Here is an 18,200-nt window from a genome sequence, read left to right as displayed (position 1 = left end):
TATGACCAGCCGCCTGAACCCCGACGACCAGAAGCATGTCGAAGAGTACCTGCAGTTGTCCCAGCACCGAGTCGAGCGCCGGCCATTCCGGCCGTGGATGCTCCTGGTACTGGTGCTGGCAGTGACCATTGGTTTGGGCCTGTTGAGCCGACTTATCAGTTACCTGACGCTATGAGCAGCATTGCGCTCGCGAGGGTAGTTGCACCGATTTCTTTTAGCCTTGCGAGTTATCCCCATGTCCCATCGTATTGTTATTGTCGGCGGCGGCGCCGGCGGTCTGGAGTTGGCTACCCGCCTGGGTAAGACTCTGGGCAAGCGCGGCACGGCCAGCGTGATGCTGGTCGACGCGAACCTGACCCACATCTGGAAACCGCTGTTGCATGAAGTGGCGGCCGGGTCCCTGAACTCTTCCGAAGACGAACTCAACTATGTTGCCCAGGCGAAATGGAACCACTTCGAGTTCCAGCTGGGGCGCATGAGCGGACTCGATCGGGCGCAGAAAAAAATCCAGCTGGCCGCCACCTATGACGAAGCCGGCCTGGAGCTGGTACCCGCGCGGGAAGTGCCTTATGACACGCTGGTCATTTCCGTCGGCAGTACCACCAACGATTTCGGCACTCAAGGCGCGGCACAGCACTGCCTGTTCCTCGACACCCGCAAACAGGCCGAGCGCTTCCATCAACAACTGCTCAACCACTACCTGCGCGCCCACGCCGGGCAAACCGACCAGGTCGAGAAAATCAGCGTGGCCATCGTCGGTGCGGGCGCTACCGGCGTCGAACTGGCCGCCGAGCTGCACAACGCCGCCCACGAACTGGCGGCCTATGGCCTGGACCGAATCAAACCGGAAAACATGCATATCACCCTGATCGAAGCCGGGCCACGGGTATTGCCTGCACTGCCAGAGCGTATCGGCGGGCCTGTGCATAAAACCTTGGAGAAGCTCGGGGTCAACGTCATGACCAACGCGGCGGTCAGCGAAGTGACGGCCGATGCCTTGATTACCGCCGACGGCAAGGTCATCAACGCCAGCCTGAAAGTCTGGGCCGCGGGGATTCGCGCACCGGGTTTCCTCAAGGACATCGATGGCCTGGAAACCAACCGCATCAACCAGCTGCAAGTGCTGCCGACCCTGCAAACCACCCGCGACGAGAATATCTTCGCCTTCGGTGACTGCGCCGCCTGCCCACAACCGGGTAGCGACCGCAACGTACCGCCACGGGCCCAGGCGGCGCATCAACAAGCGTCGTTGCTGGCCAAATCGCTGAAACTGCGGATCGAAGGCAAGGCCCTACCCGAGTACAAATACACCGATTACGGTTCGCTGATCTCGCTGTCGCGCTTTTCGGCCGTGGGTAACTTGATGGGTAACCTCACCGGCAGCGTGATGCTAGAGGGTTGGCTGGCGCGGATGTTTTACGTGTCGCTGTACCGCATGCACCAGATGGCGCTGTACGGCTGGTTCCGCACGGCGATGCTGATGCTGGGCAGCAAGATCGGACGCGGGACCGAGCCACGGCTGAAACTGCACTGATGTAGATACACCTGTGGGAGCGAGCCTGCTCGCGAAAGCTGTCTTTCAGGCGACATTGATGTCGGCTGGACTGGCGCCTTCGCGAGCAGGCTCGCTCCCAAATTTTTTACCTGACCGAGTTACACCCTGAAACGCCGCACCATCCCCTGCAAGGCATTCGCCAGTTGCGACAGTTCATGGCTTGAGGCGCTGGTCTGATCGGCACCAGCAGCCGAACGCATCGACAAATCACGAATATTCACCAGATTACGATCAACCTCACGGGCCACTTGCGCCTGTTCTTCGGCTGCACTGGCGATCACCAGATTTCGCTCATGAATTTCATGCACGGAAGCAGTGATGGTTTGCAGAGCCTCGCCTGCCCGCTCGGCCAACACCAGCGTGCTGGCTGCACGGGAAACGCTGGCGTTCATGGCATCGAGGGCCAGGCTCGAGCCGCTGCGCATGCCTTGCACCATTTGCTCGATTTCCTGGGTCGATTGCTGTGTACGCCCGGCCAGGGCGCGCACTTCATCGGCCACCACCGCAAATCCCCGACCGCTCTCCCCCGCCCGCGCCGCTTCAATCGCTGCGTTGAGCGCCAGCAGGTTGGTCTGCTCGGCGATGGCGCGAATCACATCCAGCACCTTGCCAATATCCTGGGACTGATTGGCCAGGGACCGCACCAACTCCCCGGTACTTTGCACCTCCTGAGCCAGTGAACTGATGGCATTGGCCGTCTCACCGACCCGCTCCTGGCCCACATGGGCCGACTCACTGGACTGACGAGTGGCATCGGAGGTGGAAACCGCATTACGCGCAACCTCCTCCACCGCGCTGGTCATTTCATTGACGGCGGTGGCCGCCTGTTCAATTTCGTTGTTCTGCTGTTGCAGGCCTTGGGTGCTGTCGAGCGTAACGGCGTTCAGTTCATCGGCTGCCGTGGCCAACTGCGTCGCAGAGCCGCTGATGCCCAGCAAGGTTTCCCGCAGATTCTGTTGCATGGCCGCCAACGCCTTGAGCAACCGGCTGACTTCGTCATTGCCATGGGTTTGGATCGGGTGTGTCAGGTCACCCTGGGCCACGTGCTCTGCGGCCTCCACGGCCTCACTCAGTGGGCGCACGATGCTACGGGTCAGCAACATGGCCAGAGCCACCGTTGCCAGAGCCGCGAGGGCGATAAACAGGCTGACGATCGTGCGCGAGGTTTCGTAATGCTCTTTGGACTTCGCGCTTTCGGCCGCGACTTGTTGGGTGAACAGCTCCGCGAGGTCATTGAGCTGCTTGCCGGAGCCGTCGACCACGGTTTTCATGTCCACCAGCAGCAACTTGGTCAGTTCGTCGCGGCGCCCTTGGTCGGCCAAGGTGAACGATTGGGCAATGCCAGCCCGATAAGCCGTGAAGGTATTTTTGAATTGGTCGTACAACGCCTTGCCTTCAGCCGTGTTCACCAGCTTGTCATAGGCGGCGATTTTTTCGCTCAGCTCCTTGTCCCGGGTATCCATCTGACTGCGGTATTGCGCGATGTTCTTCGGGTCCTGGTCCAGCGCCATGCGCAGGGAAATGGTGCGGATGCGCAACATGATTTCGCGGATCTCGTCGCCGCCGCGAATGCTTGGCAGCCATTGTTTCTCTACCGCCACCTCGCTTTCTCGAATACTCGACATCTGCCCCAGGGCAAAGACTCCAAGCAGCGCCACAAGCACCGCGATCAAGGCAAACCCCAGTGCGGCACGGGGGGCAATATTCAACTGACGAAGAAACATAACGAGCGCCTTTGTTTTTATTGGCTTGAGTGGAGGGCTTTGCCCTGACAGCTCGTTATCGGCAAGTTGTACGATGACTTGAAGTGATCGGCATTTCTTGAGGGCAAAAAAAATCCCCGTATCTTTCGATACGGGGATTTTTCGTATGGTCGGGGTAAGGGGATTCGAACTCCTGACATCCTGCTCCCAAAGCAGGCGCGCTACCGGACTGCGCTATACCCCGGTAAAAAAAAGGCACCTTTCAAAGGCGCCTTCTGCGAACAGAGCTTTTGGCGTCTGATCTTAAGATTCGATTCCAGCGAGCTGGTCTCAAAAATGGTGGGTCGTGTGGGATTCGAACCTACGACCAATTGGTTAAAAGCCAACTGCTCTACCAACTGAGCTAACGACCCAAATATGGTCGGGGTAAGGGGATTCGAACTCCTGACATCCTGCTCCCAAAGCAGGCGCGCTACCGGACTGCGCTATACCCCGGCTTGAAATTGGCTCCGTGACCAGGACTCGAACCTGGGACCCAATGATTAACAGTCATTTGCTCTACCGACTGAGCTATCACGGAACTACACATTTCAATCTACAACGGTGAAGCTTTACTGCGTTCTCTTCGACTCGTTCGCATCGCTGCGTTCGTGTGCCTGAGGCGCGCTATTCTACAATCTTCAAAACCTCTGTCAACCCCCTAAATTGCTTTCAAGTTAATGATTTGCAACTTATTTTGGATTCCTGCTTGGGGAGCGGAAACCCTGGCGACTGACTGACTGCGGGGCGCACTTTACAAGCCTTTTCCTTTAAATTCAACAGCCTCGCGAAAAAAAGGCCTCGCAATGCGAGGCCTCTTTTTTTCAACCGCCGTTTGGGCTCAGTTGAAAACGATTTCGTCGTTTTCCACAGTACCTTTCGCTGTGTCCCCCGGCATGAATCGACCGGAGAGAATCAGCTGTGCCAGCGGGTTTTCGATCCAGCGCTGGATCGCACGTTTCAGTGGTCGTGCACCATACACCGGGTCATATCCGACCGCGATCAGCTTATCCATGGCCTCAGGGCTCAACTCAAGCTTCAGTTCGCGCTCGGTGAGGCGACTGCGCAGACGACTCAACTGGATCTCGGTAATGCCAGCGATCTGATCCCGCGCCAACGGTTCGAAGATCACCACTTCGTCGACCCGGTTGATGAACTCCGGACGGAAGTGCGAGGAAATCGCATCCATGACCGCCGCACGCTGAGCCTCACGATCACCCACCAGTTCCTGGATCTGTACCGAGCCCAGGTTGGAGGTCATGACGATCACGGTATTCTTGAAGTCAACCGTACGGCCATGGCTGTCGGTCAGGCGTCCGTCTTCCAGCACTTGCAGCAAGACGTTGAACACATCCGGGTGCGCCTTCTCCACCTCGTCCAGCAGGATCACCGAGTAAGGCTTGCGACGCACGGCCTCAGTCAGATAACCGCCCTCTTCATAACCTACGTAACCTGGTGGCGCACCGATCAGACGAGCCACGGAATGCTTCTCCATGAACTCGGACATATCGATGCGCACCATCGCCTCTTCAGTGTCGAAGAGGAACTCGGCCAGTGCCTTGCACAACTCGGTTTTACCGACACCGGTCGGGCCGAGGAACATGAACGAACCGCTCGGCCGATTCGGGTCGGCCAAACCGGCACGGGAACGCCGTACCGCGTTGGACACCGCCACCACGGCCTCTTCCTGACCGATCACGCGCTGATGCAACAGGCTTTCCATCTTCATCAGTTTTTCGCGCTCGCCTTCGAGCATTTTCGACACCGGAATACCGGTCCACTTCGAAACGACTTCCGCGATTTCCTCTTCAGTCACCTTGCTGCGCAGCAACTGGTTTTCGCTCTTGCCATGCTGGTCGACCATTTGCAGGCTGCGCTCCAGGTCCGGGATGACCCCGTACTGCAACTCGGCCATGCGGTTCAAGTCGCCTTTGCGGCGCGCGGTTTCCAGTTCCTGACGGGACTGTTCGATTTTCTGCTGGATCTGCGCTGAACCCTGAACTTCGGCTTTTTCCGAGTTCCAGATTTCTTCAAGATCCGAGTACTCACGCTCATGACGAGCGATTTCTTCCTGCAGCTTTTCCAGACGTTTCTTCGCCGCGTCGTCACTTTCTTTCTTCAGCGCCTGGGATTCCACCTTCAGCTGAATCAGGCGACGCTCCAGACGGTCCAGCACTTCCGGCTTGGAGTCGATTTCCATACGGATGCGGCTGGCGGCTTCGTCGATCAGGTCAATGGCCTTGTCCGGCAACTGACGATCGGTGATGTAGCGATGGCTGAGCTTCGCCGCCGCAATGATCGCACCGTCGGTGATCGCCACTTTGTGGTGAACCTCGTAGCGCTCTTTCAGGCCACGCAGGATCGCGATGGTGTCTTCTTCGCTCGGCTCGTCCACCAATACTTTCTGGAAGCGCCGCTCGAGGGCTGCATCCTTCTCTATATATTGGCGGTACTCGTTGAGCGTGGTCGCACCAACGCAATGCAACTCACCGCGGGCCAGAGCCGGCTTGAGCATGTTGCCCGCATCCATCGAGCCTTCGCCCTTGCCAGCGCCGACCATGGTGTGCAGTTCGTCGATGAACAGAATGATCTGCCCTTCCTGCTTCGACAGCTCATTGAGCAGCGCTTTGAGCCGCTCTTCGAACTCGCCGCGATACTTGGCACCGGCAATCAGCGCCCCCATGTCCAGGGACAACAGGCGCTTGCCTTTGAGGCCGTCCGGCACTTCACCGTTGATGATGCGCTGGGCCAAGCCCTCGGCAATGGCGGTTTTACCCACGCCAGGCTCACCAATCAGCACCGGGTTGTTCTTGGTGCGACGTTGCAGGACCTGGATGGTCCGGCGGATCTCGTCGTCACGGCCGATCACCGGATCGAGCTTGCCGTCCTCGGCACGTTTGGTCAGGTCGACGGTGTACTTATCCAGCGCCTGACGCGCCTCTTCATGGTTGGGGTCATTGACCGCCTCGCCACCGCGCAGGTTGTTGATGGCATTCTCCAGGGCTTTCTTGCTGACGCCTTGGCCAAGCAGCAGCTTGCCGAGCTTGCTGTTCTCGTCCATGGCGGCGAGCAATACCAACTCACTGGAAATGAACTGGTCGCCCTTCTGCTGGGCCAGGCGATCGGCCTGGTTGAGCAGGCGTGCCAGATCCTGCGACATGTTCACGTCGCCGGTCGGGTTCTGGATTTTTGGCAGCTGGTCGAGCTCTTTGGTCAGCTCTTTACGCAGGCTGTTGACATCGAAGCCCACCTGCATCAGCAGGGGCTTGATCGAGCCACCCTGCTGTTCGAGCAGGGCCTGCATCAGATGCGCCGGCTCGATGGCGGGATGGTCAAGACCGACGGCCAGGGATTGGGCGTCGGATAAAGCTAACTGCAACTTGCTGGTTAAACGGTCTATACGCATGGGTCACCTTCCTTTTGAGCAGGCCGGACCTATAGAACATCCTGAATGAAGAAACCTGCCAGATACCGCAATAGATGTGGTCGATTCTGGGAGTTTCAAGCGCCTTGAAGTTGACGCAGGTCAGAGGAGTCTAGCGTTCGAGCCAGATCAGGGAGGCAAATCGACCAGTACGGGGGCTACGGCGATAAGAAAAGAAGCGTGGGTCCGTCACGGTGCAAAATCCGCCACCATAGACTGCGGTGACACCGCGAGCCGCCAGACGCAAGCGCGCCAGTAGATAGATGTCGGCCATGAACTTGCCAGGGTTTTGGCTCGGTACAAAGGCACTCGCGGCTTCGGGCAATTGCTGCACGAAGGTTTCGCGCACTTCCGGCCCCACTTCAAACGCTTGCGGGCCGATGGCCGGGCCAAGCCAAACCAGCACCTCGTCCGGTGATACGGCCAGACTGTCGAGGGTCGCTTCCAGTATACCTGCCGCCAACCCGCGCCAACCGGCATGGGCCGCTGCCACGCGGGTACCGGCACGGTCGCAAAACAACGCAGGCAGGCAATCAGCAGTCATCGCCGCGCAGGCGATCCCGGGGGTCGACGTCCAACTGGCGTCGGCTGTGACGACCCGGCTCGGATCCGCATGGGCCACGACAATGCCGTGGACCTGCTGTAGCCAGGACGGCTGAATAGAGAAGTGATCGGTCAGGCGACGGCGATTTTCGGCAACGGCCTCGGGGTTGTCGTCGACATGATCGCCCAGGTTGAGGCTGTCGAACGGCGCCAGACTGACGCCGCCCGCACGGGTGGTAACGCAGGCTTTGACCCCAGCCGGCGCGGGCCAGTCAGGAATCAGCCAGTCACTCATCCGACGAATGCCTCACGGTCTTGCTTGAGCAGGGTCAGCAACCAGACGAAGTCTTCCGGCAGCGGCGACTCCCAGCTCATGCGTTTACCGGTGGTCGGGTGATCCAGCTCCAGGAACCGCGCATGCAGCGCCTGGCGCGGGAAGTTCTTCAGCGACTCGACCATGGTCGGGTTAGCGGCCGGCGGGATACGGAAACGTCCGCCGTAGGCAGGATCGCCGACCAACGGGAAGTTGATGTGCGCCATGTGCACGCGAATCTGGTGCGTACGACCGGTTTCCAGCTTGACCCGCACATGAGTGTGGGAGCGGAAACGTTCGAGCACGCGGTAATGGCTGACGGCCTGCTTGCCACCCTCCATTACAGCCATGCGCTGGCGTTGCTGGCCGTGACGACCGATCGGCGCGTTGATCTTGCCGCCGGCGGTCACGACACCGATCACGATGCATTCATAGATGCGGCTGACGCTGCGGCTCTGCAACTGTGCAACCAGTTGCGTCTGCGCCTGAATGGTTTTGGCCACCACCATCAGACCGGTGGTGTCCTTGTCCAGACGATGCACGATACCGGCACGAGGCACATTGACGATGTCCGGCACGTGGTGCAGCAAGGCATTGAGCAAGGTGCCATCAGCGTGGCCGGCGGCCGGATGCACCACCAGGCCCGCAGGCTTGTTGATCACCAGGATGTCGTCATCTTCGTAGACGATGTCCAGGGCAATGTCTTGAGCGACCCATTCGCCCTGAGCTTCCTGCTCGGCAGTCAGTACAAGAATGGCGCCACCGTGAACGATGTCTCGCGGGCGGATAACCGCCCCATCCACAGTCAGGCGGCCGTCTTTGATCCAGGCGGAAAGGCGCGAGCGCGAGTGCTCAGCGAATAATTGTGCGGCGACTTGATCGAGGCGTTGGCCGCCCAATTCGGACGGCACCTCTGCGCGGAGTTCAATTTTATCGGACATGCTCAGACTAGGCGTCGGCACAGCCTTTGGTTTCGGCTGCGCGCTTGTGGTTAAATACGGCGTCTTTTGCCCCGAGGCTTATCAACGGGGCGCTCATCATAACAGGACGGCCACGCCCAAGACAGCGGCCGTCATAGGGACGCAAGCCGCCATGCAAGTGAAACACCTGCTGCTGATCGCCATCCTCGCATTGACCGCTGCTTGCTCATCGAAGGAAGTCGTAGACGAAAACCTGAGTGAAGTCGAGTTGTACCAACAGGCCCAGGCTGATCTGGACAACAACAGCTACACCAGCGCCACCGCCAAGCTGAAGGCTCTGGAATCGCGTTATCCGTTCGGTCGTTATGCCGATCAGGCGCAGCTGGAACTCATCTACGCCAACTACAAGAACTCCGAGCCCGAGGCTGCAAAAGCCGCTGCCGAGCGCTTCATTCGTCTGCACCCTCAGCACCCGAACGTCGATTACGCCTACTACCTCAAGGGCCTGACTTCTTTCGACCAGGACGTCGGCCTGCTGTCGCGTTTCCTGCCGCTGGACATGACCAAGCGTGACCCAGGCGCCGCCCGCGACTCCTACAACGAGTTCGCCCAGCTGACCAGCCGCTTCCCCAACAGCCGCTACTCGCCGGATGCCAAGCAGCGCATGATCTACCTGCGCAACCTGCTGGCAGCCTACGAAATTCACGTTGCCGACTACTACCTGACCCGTCAGGCCTATGTCGCCGCCGCAAACCGTGGCCGTTACGTGGTGGAAAACTTCCAGGAAACCCCTTCGGTCGGCGACGGCCTGGCGGTGATGACCGAGGCCTATCAGCGCCTGCACCTGGATGACCTGGCTGCCACCAGCCTGGAAACCCTGAAGCTCAACTACCCGAACCACCCAAGCCTGGTGGACGGTCAGTTCGTGCCGTCGGTCGCCGAAGCCGACAACCGCTCGTGGCTGAGCAAAGCCACACTGGGCCTGATCGAATCCCGTCCGCCACTGCCGCCGGGAGAAACCCGCGCCAACCAAGACGTGCAGAAGCAATTCCAGGACGCCAAGGACGCGATTCCGAGCGAGCTCAAGCCTAAAGATGCAGAGGGCGACGTGATCGAGGAAGAAGATCACGAAGCGGAAGGCAACAACGAAGATCGCTCGTGGTTCAGCTACATGACCTTCGGCGTGTTCGACTGATACGACCGGCGGTGCAGAAAGGGAGACTCTCGGGTCTCCCTTTTTTATTACGCTGTTTTTGTGGACAACAATTGCGCTGTGCGCCTGTCATGTCCTTGGCTAAACTGCCGGTTCATCAGCCAAAAAGCCGCTCATCATGCTTCGTTTATTATTCTGGATTGCCGTAATTGCCGCCGCCGTATGGTTCTGGCGCAAATACAAGGGCCAGACCGCCGTACCCAAGTCCCCTGCCGAACTGGAAGCGGCACCGATGGTCCGCTGCGCCCATTGTGGCGTGCACTTGCCGCGTGATCGCGCCGTGAGTTTTCAACAGCAGTGGTATTGCAGCCAGGCTCATCTGGAGCAAGGCCCCGGTTCCAGTGATCGCTGAGACGTCCAGTCACGGCAGCAAACAGGCCCAGCGACTGCTGCGCCTTTATCACCTCTACCGCTTAAGTGTCGGCATCATCCTGGTGCTGCTGATCTCCAGCAACATGGACAATCGGCTGCTGACGTCAGCCAATGACGACCTGCTGCGCAGTGGCAGCTGGTTGTACCTGGTGCTGAATATTCTGCTGGTGGTCTTCTTTGAAAACACCCGCCATCCGGCACAACTGTTCGGTTTGGCGCTTCTCGACGTCTTGCTCCTCTGCGCCTTGTTTTACGCTGGCGGCGGGGTGGCCAGCGCCATTGGCAACCTGTTGATCGTGTCGGTGGCCATCGGCAATACCCTGCTGCAAAGGCGCATCGGTCTGCTGATTGCCGCCATCGGCGCCCTTGGTATCGTCGGTTCAAGTTTCCTGCTGAGCCTTAACCATCCCACCAACCCCAATGACTATTTGCAGGTCGGTACCCTCGGTGTTCTATGCTTCGCTGCGGCCTTGCTGGTGCAAGGCTTGATCCGGCGCCTGGAAGTGAGTGAGACCCTCGCCGAGCAGAAGGCCAGTGAAGTCGTCGGCCTGGAAGCACTCAACGCCCTGATCCTGCAACGCATGCGCACCGGGATCCTGGTACTCGATGACCGGCGGCGCGTGCAATTGGCCAATCACAGTGCCCTGTCTCTGCTCGATTGCCGCTCACTCGAAGGCTGCCTGATCGACGACCACTTCCCCACCCTGGTCGATCGCCTGAACGTGTGGCTCAGTAATCCGACGCTACGCCCGCAAAGCCTGAAAATCGCTAATAGCGGTGTGGAACTGCAGCCGAGTTTCATTGCACTGGACCCAAGTCCCCAACACCAAACGCTGGTGTTTCTTGAAGACCTCGCCCAGATCGCCCAGCAGGCCCAACAGCTGAAACTCGCTGCACTCGGGCGACTGACCGCCGGTATCGCCCACGAAATCCGCAACCCCTTGGGCGCCATCAGTCATGCCGCGCAGCTATTGCGAGAATCCGAGGAACTGAACAGCGCGGATCAGCGTCTGACGCAGATCATTCAAGACCACTCTCAGCGCATGAATCGGGTAATCGAAAACGTCCTGCAACTGTCCCGCCGCCAGCAAACCGTGCCGCAACGGCTAGACTTGAAGCCTTGGCTGCAACAGTTCGTCACTGAAATCCGCGAGGGCGCGACCGAGCGCCAGCAGGTTCATCTGCACATCGCTTCCGGGGACTTCAGGACCTTGATGGACCCGAACCAGTTGAACCAGATTCTCGACAATCTGATCCGCAATGCCTGGCGTCACAGCGCCCAAAACCACGATCAGGCGCAAGTCTGGCTTGATTTGTTTATCGATTCCGATAGCCAGTTGCCCATCCTCGAAATCCTCGACGACGGCCCCGGTGTTGCCCCGGATCATCAAGCACAATTGTTCGAGCCATTCTTCACCACCAGCCATCAGGGCACTGGCCTGGGGCTCTATCTGTCCCGTGAGCTGTGCGAAAGCAATCAGGCCCGCCTAGACTTCAAACCACGCCAAGGCGGCGGCTGCTTTCGTATCACCTTTGCTCACGGACGGAAACAAAGTTGAACATGAGCCCACGGCAAAAAGTCCTGATCGTCGACGACGAACCGGATATCCGCGAACTCCTGGAAATCACCCTGGGTCGGATGAAGCTCGATACCTGGTGTGCCCGCAATGTGGGCGAAGCTCTGGCCCTGTTGAAGCGCGAGACATTCGATCTGTGCCTGACCGACATGCGCTTGCCGGACGGCACGGGACTTGAACTGGTTCAGCACATCCAGCAACGCTACCCGCAAGTTCCAGTGGCCATGATCACCGCCTATGGCAACGTCGACACGGCGATCAGTGCCCTCAAGGCCGGCGCCTTCGACTTCTTGACCAAACCGGTTGACCTTGCCCGCCTGCGAGAGCTGGTCACCAACGCTTTGCTGTTGCCCGTCCCCGGCGTTGCCATCGATCGCCGCTTGCTGGGTGACTCTCTGCCCATGCGCAACCTGCGTAAGCAGATCGACAAACTGGCGCGCAGTCAGGCGCCGGTTTACATCAGCGGCGAGTCCGGCAGCGGCAAGGAGCTGGTCGCACGGCTGATCCACGACCGCGGGCCACGCGCCAACCAGCCCTTTGTCCCGGTCAATTGCGGAGCCATTCCGTCGGAACTGATGGAAAGCGAGTTTTTCGGCCATCGCAAGGGCAGCTTCAGCGGCGCCATCGAAGACAAACCGGGACTGTTCCAGGCCGCCCACGGCGGGACCCTGTTCCTCGACGAAGTCGCTGACCTGCCGCTGCCGATGCAGGTCAAACTGCTGCGGGCCATTCAGGAAAAAGCCGTACGCAGCATCGGTGGGCAACAGGAAATGGTGGTCGATGTGCGCATCCTTTGCGCCACCCATAAAGACCTCGCGGCCGAAGTTACCGCTGAGCGTTTTCGCCAGGATTTGTACTACCGGTTGAACGTGATCGAGTTGCGGGTGCCTCCCTTGCGCGAGCGCCGCGACGACATCGCGCCGCTGGCCAGCCATGTACTCAAGCGCCTGGCCGTCGATACCGGCCAACCTGAAGCGAAACTCCACCCGCAAGCCCTCGATGCGCTGAAAAGTTATCGCTTTCCAGGCAATGTGCGGGAACTGGAGAACATGCTCGAACGGGCGCACACGTTATGCGAAAACAAACAGATCGAAGCCGGCGACTTGCGCCTGGCCGAAGGTAATGGCGTTACAGAAGGGGGCGTGCCGGATCTTACGCAGATCGACAATCTGGAAGATTACCTGGAAAACGTCGAACGCCAGCTGATTCTCCAGGCGCTGGAGGAAACTCGCTGGAACCGCACGGCGGCGGCTCAGCGGTTGAATCTTTCATTCAGATCGATGCGTTATCGACTGAAAAAATTAGGCCTGGATTAAGGGCCCCTTCGCGAGCAGGCTCGCTCCCACAGTTGATCGCATTCCAATGTGGGAGCGAGCCTGCTCGCGAAGACGATTTGGCAGACACCAACAATATCGAAACTAAATCCGCCCAGTCGGCGCATACGGCGCCGGATCAATAATCGGCTCACGCCCCAGCATCACATCGGCAAACAACTGGCACGACGCCGGCGCCAGCACCAATCCGTTACGGAAATGCCCGCAATTTAGCCATAGCCCATCAAATCCAGGCACCTGGCCAATGTAGGGAATGCCTTCCGGCGAGCCCGGCCGCAAACCGGCCCAGTGCCCTACCACTTCGGCTTCCGCCAATGCCGGGATCAACTCAACTGCCGAAGCCTTGAGGCTCTCCAGCGCCGATTCGGTTGGCGTCTTGTCGTAACCTTCATGCTCCAGCGTACTGCCGATCAGGATATGCCCGTCACGCCGCGGAATCGCATAACGCCCCTTGGCCAACACCATGCTCGGCAGAAAATCCGCCGCGCACTTGTAGAGAATCATCTGCCCTTTCACCGGCTCGACTGGCAGTTCAAGCCCCAGGATCTTGAGCAAATCACCGCTCCAGGCGCCAGCAGTCAGGACCACTTGATCACCATGGATCGCGCCTGCGGCAGTCTGCACGCCGACCACTTTTTCGGCGTCGCGAATAAACCCGCTGACTTCGCATTGCTCATGGATGGTCACGTTCGGCAGCGCTTGCAACGCAGCCTTGAGCGACTTGACCAGCCGTGGATTGCGCACATTAGCCACATCATCCATGTAGATTGCCCGGGAAAAACCGCCCCCCAGTACCGGCACCGCATCGTGAGCCGCCGAGATATCCACAGCCCGCAACGGACGATTCTCCCGTACGGCCCAGGCCAGTGCCTCGGCTTCGTCGTCCAGATCCAGCCAATACAGGCCGGTAGTGTGCACCTCGGGATCGACCCCGGTGGTGGCGAACAAACGCTCACCCAGTTGCGGATAAAAGTCCTGGGACCAATGGGCCAGCGCGGTGACGGCCGGGTTATAACGCCATGGGTAGAGCGGCGAGACGATGCCCCCCCCCGCCCAGGACGATTCCTGACCGACATTCGAACGGTCCAGCAGTACAACGCTCTGCACTTCGGACGCGAGATTGAAGGCCGTCAGCAGACCGATTACCCCACCGCCGACAATCACCACTTGCTGTTGCCTGGTCATATTTTGATCCAACCGATAAATAGACAGAGGGCGCAAAAGACACCCGAAAAATGAACTCAGCGCCCCCAGCAATCCTTGGTGGTCAGGCCCGCAGTGGCGTTGACCATGCTGCGAACACCGGTGTTGGTGAGGGTGAAATCACCGCACTTGTCCGAGCCCATGCTAGTGCCAGCCTTGCGCACCGCCGTCAGCAGGAAGGTCTGGTCAGTGAGGGTCGGCGTAATGGTGTAGTAGTCGTTGCCAGCACTGAGCCCGGTGGCGTTGGTGTAGGCATTTTTCTGTGAATAGAAACGCTCGAGGATCTGTGCCTGCTCTGAAAGCAGACCGGCCACTTCGGTACGACGCCCTTTGTTCAGATACTCCGTAAAGCTCGGCATGGCGATAGTCAGGACAATCCCGATGATCGCAATCACGATCATGATTTCGATCAAGGTAAAGCCGCGGTTGGATCTGTGCATGCCTCAATTCTCGCTTACTGTATTTGTCGCCACATGATGCGACGGCTGCCGCCGCCGGATTTTTCCACCAGCGTGGTGATGCCGCCACTGGAATCGTTCACGATTTTTCGGGTCGCGCCATTGACGATGGAATTGACGGTAGGGATACCGCCGGTAAAGACCACGCCACTGGATATCGTGTCATTGCTATCGATCACCCCGTCGCCAGTGGTGTCGAGCACTGCGTAGTTGAGCATCTTACCGCTGAACGCATCGAGTTCGACCAGTTTGCCGGTGCCGAAGCTCGTACAAGGGTCCGTGGTATCAATGCTGGCAGTGGTAAAGACAATTCGCCCGAGCACCAGACTGGCCTGATTGATCACCCGCTCGCCGGTCAACGCGCTGTTGTACACCAGCGGCAAGTACCAGCCCTTTTCCGCCGGATAGGTCACTTCATTCTGGCTGGTGGTGATGAATTGCCCCGAGCCTCCCGAGAACACGCCGGTCACTGCCTGAGGCTGCAAACTGGACGTAGTGATCTGCCCTGAACCACCGTCCGCATCCCACACCGCGTAAAACGCCTGCAAATCCTTGTTGGTCTTGTCCGCAGTCTCGTTGAATTTCCCGGTGCCGATAAAAACCACTTTGCCACCCAGCGAATTATCCGCGAGCAACGGCTGCGCAGTGATCGGCTGAGTGGCGCCTCCTGCAGTGGTAAATAAGGGTTTGCCAGCAAATGCCACGCCCCAACCGTCAGTGCTTGTACTGCTCAGGTCGAACTTCCACAGCCGCCCCTTCAAGTCTCCCCCATACGCCGCCTGCACCACATTCTGAGCATTGACCTTGAGTTTGACCGAAGATAATCCATTGGTGGTTTCAGTACTGTCGACAACGATTTTCCTGATCAGCGAACCGTCGCGGATGTCCACCACATACAACGCAGCCACTCCAGAGTTGCTGCCGTAGCCATTGGAAATGAACGCGGCCCATCGACCGTCCGCCAAGCGTGCCACTTCCGGACGGGCATAGGCATAACCCAGATCATTGAAAGCATTCGCCGCACTGGCAGTGGTCGGTGCACTGATTTCCCACAGCGCCTTGGTCACGTTGCCGGCCGAGGCATCGAACAATTGCAGCGCATAGAAGGTTCGCCCGCCCGCGCCCGTTCCGCCTAATGCCAATGTTTTCCAGGCACTGTTGAGTTGGACATCGAACACACTCACCTGCCCGTCCACCAGAAACTTATGACTGACACCGTTGATGTACGAGGTATCCGCGATATAGCGCAGCGACGGCAACACGCTGGACGGCATGTAGGCGTAACGCCGTGTGCCGTTGCCGGTATTGATGATATCGACGAAACCGTCATTGGAATTGACCACCAGGCTGGCATTCATATTGGCCGCCTTGGTGGCCAGGTAGGTGCTGTAAGTGGTATCGCCCGACAGGTCGGAGGCGGTCTTATCCGTCGGTGATGCCAACGCCAGCGGCGAGTTAATGATGTCGCCGAGCAATGCACTGCGCACCTTCAGGCCTGTCTTGTTGATGCCCTTGCTCCACTCCACCAGATCGCTACCGGTGATCCCTGTGGGAAGACCCTGATTGAGGGCGGTCTGCTGGGCCGTGGAAAAATTGACGTAAGCCAGTGTCACTGGTGTATTGGTTTGATTATTCCAGGACTGATAAGTCGGTGCCGTCGCACCCGGCACGATGGCTGTGTCGGTGGTCCACAGCAGATTGCCGGTATTGACCGAACCGTTTGCATTGAAGCCAAAAGCCTTGATCGTGCCACGCCAATCTTTGGGGTCGTAGCTGGTCTGGAAGTAACTGGTACCGCTGGTGAGGATCGTCCCGCTGGTGACACCGCTGCCACCGGAACCGGCCTTGGACGTGATATCGCTCAGGGCAGATGACAATGAGGCGTTTAGCCCGGCACTGTCGGTGGTTTGGTAGTACTTGCCCAGGCCATAGCTGGCAGCGTCCGACAACATCTGATTGGCTGCGGTAAAACCCACGGTGTAGGTGTTCATGTTCTGTTTGGGAAAATCCGTGGCATTCCAGCTTTTGCCCGCCAGGTCCGTCCCGCTGGAGCGCATGTCGATGTCGAAGGCGAACTTGGCGGTGTCATCCAGATACAACGTGTCACCCTCCCCGTCACCATTGAGGTTGTCACCATCGTTGGCGCTGTTGCCATCCCAGTTCGGCAAGCGGGTGCCTCCGAGCGGGTCACTGGAGGGGAAGGTTCGGTCATAGGTGGGCAAGCCGTCGGTAATCACCACTCCGTAGTTTTTCTGGCAACGGTATTGGATGGGACTTACGTAGGTAGAGGGCGTCGAGTTGTAGTACGGCGCCATGCCGCGCAGGTAGCGAGTCACCTCGTAGTAGGTTTCCGCCAGCGGCGTGTTAGCTACGGCACTCAAACCGTTGATCGAGGCAATCAGCGCGTTGTAGTTGGCATCCACCGACAAATCACTGACTGGCCGGGCGATAAACCCACCATTGCCCGGATTGTTGTTGGCCGGTGGATTGAAAGTGGCCAGGCCGATACGCAATGTGCGATTGCTGGTAACCAGGCTGGTCGAAACGTCCTGGGCCACGCTGATGCGGTAATCGTTGGGTATTGCATTGGCCCCGGTGGTGAAGTCCCGATTGGAGCCGTTGGCCAGGCCCAACAGATACGCCAGGTAGTTAGCTGTGTAACGGGTGTTTTCATTGCCCACAGGGTCTGGCAGTTTCAGACAAACCGGCGTCAGCCCCAGGAAGCCACGATAGAACCCGTACCAGTTGCCACTGGCCGGGCAACCGCCCCGATTCAGGCTCGACAGGGCAATGTTGGTATCAGTCATGTCCAGATTCTGACCGCTGATACACAGGGCGTTGGAACTGCAAATGGCTATTTGCGGGCGACTGACCGTGGGATCGAAACCCGGCGCCCAGATGATGTTATTCATGCTTCCTGAATCATCGATCATGAGCATCACGTTCGGAGCCACCGCCGCAGCGCTCAACAAGGGCGAGTCCGACGGCGTGAAGGCAAAGGCCGGGGCCGAGAGATACAGCCCAAGAGCAAAGCCACACAACAGCCGTAGCAACCCTGTGTAGTTTTCAGTACTTCGCATAAATACTCTCAACCACGCTGCGCGAGCTGCCCGCAATGCCCACTGCGGTGACCCGGTACAACGTTGCCGAGGTGTTGCTCGGAACGTTGACGGCTGCCTGGGAGATGCCAATGTTTTGCACGCCATAAAAGCCATTGCCGGAAGCGATCCAGGTCACCCCCGAGGTGGAATTGGGTCCTGCGGCCTTGACCGTGGACGACTCGGCCGGCGGCGCGCATTGCGTTGTACCGCTGCACACCGCCAAGGAGTAACTGTCGAGTTGCACCGCGCTTTCACCCGCCCGCAACACCGCCTCTGCTGCCTGGAACGATTGATTGCGCAGGCTTACGCTCCCGGCCATTTTTTCCTGCAGGGTGGCGTTCTGCATCGAGGAAACGCCGATCAGCGTCAGCAGTAACAGGAACACCAGGCTGACCAGCAGCGCCATGCCGCGCTGGGAAGTTGCCGAAGAAATACTCATCAGCCC

14 protein-coding genes, 4 tRNA genes and 1 pseudogene are annotated in these 18,200 nt (G+C 58.9%); 6 read left to right on the top strand and 13 right to left on the bottom strand.

Annotated elements, in window-relative coordinates:
• The first annotated feature begins 1 nt into the window (after window position 1).
• Together ACSFE6_RS03985 and ACSFE6_RS03980 are read left to right on the top strand one after the other, a co-directional pair.
• Window positions 2-175: a DUF3094 family protein gene (locus ACSFE6_RS03985; RefSeq protein ID WP_007996394.1), complete on the top strand. Its 174-nt coding sequence runs from the start codon at window positions 2-4 to the stop codon at window positions 173-175.
• A 60-nt stretch (window positions 176-235) separates the two neighbouring features.
• On the top strand, window positions 236-1,534 hold the full coding sequence (locus ACSFE6_RS03980; RefSeq protein WP_435426364.1) for an NAD(P)/FAD-dependent oxidoreductase: 1,299 nt from the start codon (window positions 236-238) through the stop codon (window positions 1,532-1,534).
• 119 nt (window positions 1,535-1,653) lie between these two features.
• On the opposite strand, the gene ACSFE6_RS03975 is transcribed toward ACSFE6_RS03980, so the two are convergent.
• The 9 genes and pseudogenes from ACSFE6_RS03975 to rluD form a co-directional block, all read right to left on the bottom strand.
• The gene (locus ACSFE6_RS03975) at window positions 1,654-2,517 is read right to left on the bottom strand and encodes a methyl-accepting chemotaxis protein (protein WP_435426393.1); all 864 of its coding nucleotides are present in this window, start codon (window positions 2,515-2,517) and stop codon (window positions 1,654-1,656) included.
• A pseudogene (locus ACSFE6_RS03970) lies at window positions 2,509-3,279 on the bottom strand (MCP four helix bundle domain-containing protein); the annotation flags it as partial. The gene ACSFE6_RS03975 and the pseudogene ACSFE6_RS03970, both read right to left, overlap by 9 nt.
• Before the next feature lie 146 nt (window positions 3,280-3,425).
• A tRNA-Pro gene (locus ACSFE6_RS03965) sits at window positions 3,426-3,502 on the bottom strand.
• A gap of 93 nt (window positions 3,503-3,595) precedes the next feature.
• Window positions 3,596-3,671 (bottom strand) — tRNA-Lys (locus ACSFE6_RS03960).
• Window positions 3,672-3,676: 5 nt separating this feature from the next.
• A tRNA-Pro gene (locus ACSFE6_RS03955) sits at window positions 3,677-3,753 on the bottom strand.
• A 9-nt stretch (window positions 3,754-3,762) separates the two neighbouring features.
• Window positions 3,763-3,838, bottom strand: a tRNA-Asn gene (locus ACSFE6_RS03950).
• Window positions 3,839-4,138: 300 nt separating this feature from the next.
• Window positions 4,139-6,703 (bottom strand): ATP-dependent chaperone ClpB, encoded by a 2,565-nt coding sequence (clpB, locus tag ACSFE6_RS03945; protein ID WP_435426363.1) that lies wholly within the window; start codon window positions 6,701-6,703, stop codon window positions 4,139-4,141.
• 130 nt (window positions 6,704-6,833) lie between these two features.
• Window positions 6,834-7,559, bottom strand: coding sequence for a peptidoglycan editing factor PgeF (gene pgeF / locus ACSFE6_RS03940; protein WP_435426362.1), 726 nt, complete (start codon window positions 7,557-7,559; stop codon window positions 6,834-6,836).
• Entirely contained in the window at window positions 7,556-8,518 is a 963-nt protein-coding gene (gene rluD, locus ACSFE6_RS03935; protein WP_435426361.1) for a 23S rRNA pseudouridine(1911/1915/1917) synthase RluD, read from the bottom strand. Before rluD ends, pgeF begins: the two co-directional genes overlap by 4 nt.
• A gap of 151 nt (window positions 8,519-8,669) precedes the next feature.
• On the opposite strand from rluD, the gene ACSFE6_RS03930 reads away from it, so the two are divergent.
• The 4 genes from ACSFE6_RS03930 to ACSFE6_RS03915 all read left to right on the top strand — a co-directional run bounded on the left by ACSFE6_RS03930 (window position 8,670) and on the right by ACSFE6_RS03915 (window position 12,975).
• A complete protein-coding gene (locus ACSFE6_RS03930; RefSeq protein ID WP_435426360.1) occupies window positions 8,670-9,692 on the top strand; it encodes an outer membrane protein assembly factor BamD in 1,023 nt (340 codons plus the stop codon).
• A gap of 136 nt (window positions 9,693-9,828) precedes the next feature.
• Window positions 9,829-10,062 (top strand): PP0621 family protein, encoded by a 234-nt coding sequence (locus tag ACSFE6_RS03925; RefSeq protein ID WP_433737184.1) that lies wholly within the window; start codon window positions 9,829-9,831, stop codon window positions 10,060-10,062.
• A complete protein-coding gene (locus ACSFE6_RS03920; RefSeq protein WP_435426359.1) occupies window positions 10,052-11,641 on the top strand; it encodes a sensor histidine kinase in 1,590 nt (529 codons plus the stop codon). The genes ACSFE6_RS03925 and ACSFE6_RS03920 overlap by 11 nt, the downstream gene beginning before the upstream one ends.
• A 2-nt stretch (window positions 11,642-11,643) precedes the next feature.
• Window positions 11,644-12,975, top strand: a complete 1,332-nt coding sequence (locus ACSFE6_RS03915; protein WP_435426358.1) for a sigma-54-dependent transcriptional regulator — start codon at window positions 11,644-11,646, stop codon at window positions 12,973-12,975.
• Between the two features lie 102 nt (window positions 12,976-13,077).
• On the opposite strand, the gene thiO is transcribed toward ACSFE6_RS03915, so the two are convergent.
• From thiO to ACSFE6_RS03895, 4 genes are read right to left on the bottom strand one after another with little or no spacing between them, the layout of a single operon-like run.
• The gene (gene thiO / locus ACSFE6_RS03910) at window positions 13,078-14,178 is read right to left on the bottom strand and encodes a glycine oxidase ThiO (protein ID WP_435426357.1); all 1,101 of its coding nucleotides are present in this window, start codon (window positions 14,176-14,178) and stop codon (window positions 13,078-13,080) included.
• Window positions 14,179-14,234: 56 nt separating this feature from the next.
• Window positions 14,235-14,636, bottom strand: a complete 402-nt coding sequence (locus ACSFE6_RS03905; RefSeq protein ID WP_435426356.1) for a type IV pilin protein — start codon at window positions 14,634-14,636, stop codon at window positions 14,235-14,237.
• 14 nt (window positions 14,637-14,650) lie between these two features.
• Window positions 14,651-17,734 carry a pilus assembly protein gene (locus tag ACSFE6_RS03900; protein ID WP_435426355.1) on the bottom strand — a complete coding sequence of 1,028 codons (3,084 nt, stop codon included), beginning with the start codon at window positions 17,732-17,734 and terminating at the stop codon, window positions 14,651-14,653.
• Complete coding sequence (locus ACSFE6_RS03895) at window positions 17,721-18,194, bottom strand: pilus assembly PilX family protein (RefSeq protein WP_435426354.1); 474 nt, start codon at window positions 18,192-18,194, stop codon at window positions 17,721-17,723. Before ACSFE6_RS03895 ends, ACSFE6_RS03900 begins: the two co-directional genes overlap by 14 nt.
• Between the last annotated feature and the right edge of the window lie 6 nt (window positions 18,195-18,200).

Source organism: Pseudomonas baetica (genome assembly GCF_051216495.1).
Taxonomy (GTDB): Bacteria; Pseudomonadota; Gammaproteobacteria; order Pseudomonadales; family Pseudomonadaceae; genus Aquipseudomonas; species Aquipseudomonas baetica_B.
This window is presented reverse-complemented; position numbering and strand designations above follow the sequence as displayed.

Bases quoted from the DNA above. Each gene is read 5' to 3' on its own strand.
- thiO (WP_435426357.1), bottom strand. From the start codon at position 14,178: ATGACCAGGCAACAGCAAGTGGTGATTGTCGGCGGTGGGGTAATCGGT.
- ACSFE6_RS03980 (WP_435426364.1), top strand. From the start codon at position 236: ATGTCCCATCGTATTGTTATTGTCGGCGGCGGCGCCGGCGGTCTGGAG.
- pgeF (WP_435426362.1), bottom strand. From the start codon at position 7,559: ATGAGTGACTGGCTGATTCCTGACTGGCCCGCGCCGGCTGGGGTCAAA.
- ACSFE6_RS03915 (WP_435426358.1), top strand. From the start codon at position 11,644: ATGAGCCCACGGCAAAAAGTCCTGATCGTCGACGACGAACCGGATATC.
- ACSFE6_RS03905 (WP_435426356.1), bottom strand. From the start codon at position 14,636: ATGCACAGATCCAACCGCGGCTTTACCTTGATCGAAATCATGATCGTG.
- rluD (WP_435426361.1), bottom strand. From the start codon at position 8,518: ATGTCCGATAAAATTGAACTCCGCGCAGAGGTGCCGTCCGAATTGGGC.
- ACSFE6_RS03900 (WP_435426355.1), bottom strand. From the start codon at position 17,734: ATGCGAAGTACTGAAAACTACACAGGGTTGCTACGGCTGTTGTGTGGC.
- ACSFE6_RS03985 (WP_007996394.1), top strand. From the start codon at position 2: ATGACCAGCCGCCTGAACCCCGACGACCAGAAGCATGTCGAAGAGTAC.
- ACSFE6_RS03895 (WP_435426354.1), bottom strand. From the start codon at position 18,194: ATGAGTATTTCTTCGGCAACTTCCCAGCGCGGCATGGCGCTGCTGGTC.
- ACSFE6_RS03925 (WP_433737184.1), top strand. From the start codon at position 9,829: ATGCTTCGTTTATTATTCTGGATTGCCGTAATTGCCGCCGCCGTATGG.
- clpB (WP_435426363.1), bottom strand. From the start codon at position 6,703: ATGCGTATAGACCGTTTAACCAGCAAGTTGCAGTTAGCTTTATCCGAC.
- ACSFE6_RS03930 (WP_435426360.1), top strand. From the start codon at position 8,670: ATGCAAGTGAAACACCTGCTGCTGATCGCCATCCTCGCATTGACCGCT.
- ACSFE6_RS03975 (WP_435426393.1), bottom strand. From the start codon at position 2,517: ATGCAACAGAATCTGCGGGAAACCTTGCTGGGCATCAGCGGCTCTGCG.